The 1,755-nt window shown below is 32.9% G+C and carries 3 protein-coding genes; all 3 read right to left on the reverse strand.

Annotated elements, in window-relative coordinates; all coding sequences use genetic code 11:
- Positions 1-178 precede the first annotated feature (178 nt).
- The 3 genes from Megvenef_RS09360 to Megvenef_RS09370 all read right to left on the reverse strand — a co-directional run bounded on the left by Megvenef_RS09360 (position 179) and on the right by Megvenef_RS09370 (position 1,672).
- Positions 179-1,078, reverse strand: a complete 900-nt coding sequence (locus Megvenef_RS09360; RefSeq protein WP_322777651.1) for an Rpn family recombination-promoting nuclease/putative transposase — start codon at positions 1,076-1,078, stop codon at positions 179-181.
- A gap of 97 nt (positions 1,079-1,175) precedes the next feature.
- Positions 1,176-1,451: a SemiSWEET transporter gene (locus tag Megvenef_RS09365; RefSeq protein WP_322777652.1), complete on the reverse strand. Its 276-nt coding sequence runs from the start codon at positions 1,449-1,451 to the stop codon at positions 1,176-1,178.
- A 17-nt stretch (positions 1,452-1,468) separates the two neighbouring features.
- On the reverse strand, positions 1,469-1,672 hold the full coding sequence (locus tag Megvenef_RS09370; RefSeq protein WP_322777653.1) for a cold-shock protein: 204 nt from the start codon (positions 1,670-1,672) through the stop codon (positions 1,469-1,471).
- Positions 1,673-1,755: the final 83 nt, after the last annotated feature.

Genomic DNA, 1,755 nt, shown 5'->3' on the forward strand with positions numbered 1-1,755 from the left:
AAAAAATGAATGTGCGGTGATTTATTTTTGAAATTCTTGAAATTATATCAAAAATTTAGAGTTTTGACGGAGAGACTAAATAGTGATGTTGGTTTTTTAATGTCCCCTTCGGAGATATAAAATCCCTGGCTTTGTTGCAAATTAGATTTTGGACAAATCGCTTCTCACTAGACCCCTTTTAGGATTTAAGCGCGTTGATTTTTTCAACAGGTAAGCCAGTAGCGGTAGATATGGTATTAATATCTATATTTTGAGATAAGAGGTTTTTAGCTATTTCAACGTTTCGTTCAGCTTTACCTTCAGCCTTACCTTCTGCCTTACCTTCAGATTTTGCTTGTTTTAGCATATATTCTTCGGCGGCTTTATTATCCATAATACGTTTAGTCTCCTGCTCGTAGGTAAGTAATTCTTCTTCCGTCCAGTTGAACTGATTTAATTCCTCATAAGCTCTCTCTATGACTAAGTCAGAGCCGATTAATTTACGTAAGTCCGCTTCGCTGGTTTTATTTGCATTTTTGAAAAAATAACACCATTTTTCAATAATATTGGTAAGTAGATTTATGTCAGTGATTTTGAACTTAGGTAGTTCAATAAAAGTAAAAGAGAAATCTTTTAAATCATGAGTATAAGATTCTTTATCAAGAATAATATGATCGGACTTATAGAATATTTTATCTTTAAATATAATATTGTCAGTTATAGCAATAAATATTACCGCCTTTAGATCAATATATCTAGCACCTTCTTCCTTACCTTTATTTAACTGACGAGAGTAAGCTTTAGCCGCATAATATTGCGCTCTTTTCTCAAAACCCTCTTGTGGAGATACCTGCATCTCGATAATAAGCTGCACTCCGTTTTCATCTTTACACAAGACATCAACTACACTCTGCTTTTTGGCGGCAATTTCAGGTACAGCAATAGTAGGTAAAAACGTGATCTCTTTGATTTTCTCTCCGTCTTTAAGCTCTAGTACGTCATTAATAAAATGAATAAGAATATCTTTATTCTTCTCGCTGCCGAATATGCGGCGAAATGCAACATCATTTTTTGGATCAAGAAATTTTGTAATGGCCATAATAATATGCAGTAAAATAATTTGGTTGATTATCAAGTGATCAGTATAACATGAAATCTTTAAAAACTCAAAAAATTAAGCATTAAATACATCTGGATTACTTCCATAAGTATTTCATGGTAAGAATTGCGGAAACTAAAATCAGCGTCAATATTTCAGCTAGAATTAGTGGCTCTGACTTTATAATAATTCCATAAATTAGCCATAATATTACGCTAACAGCGTATATGACGTACATACCTGTTGATATATCTTTGACAGAGCGAAATCTCCAAATTTTAATTAGTTGCGGCAAAAAAGAAATAGCACTTAGCCCCGCTGCTACAAATCCCAAAAGTTCTTGATAAGCTATTACGTATTCTAGAAAGCCCATCACTGTTTAATTATCCTTTATATTAACTTAATATCAATCGCCGATATTTTGCCTTTATTAGATTCAATATTATAACTGATCTTCTGTCCATCCTGTAAATCACTAAGACCTATAGCTTCTAACGCCGAGATATGCAAAAAAACATCTTTCGATTTGTCACTAGGCTCTACAAAGCCATATCCCTTGGTTGCATTAAACCATTTAACCGTTCCTGTATTCATAATATTTTTTGACCTTTGTTTTAATAGTTGATATTGATTGCCTATGATAAGTAACTTTACATCACTTTGGGTTCACAGCATCT

The sequence above is a fragment of the Candidatus Megaera venefica genome (assembly GCF_034554655.1).
GTDB lineage: Bacteria > Pseudomonadota > Alphaproteobacteria > Rickettsiales > Rickettsiaceae > Megaera_A > Megaera_A venefica.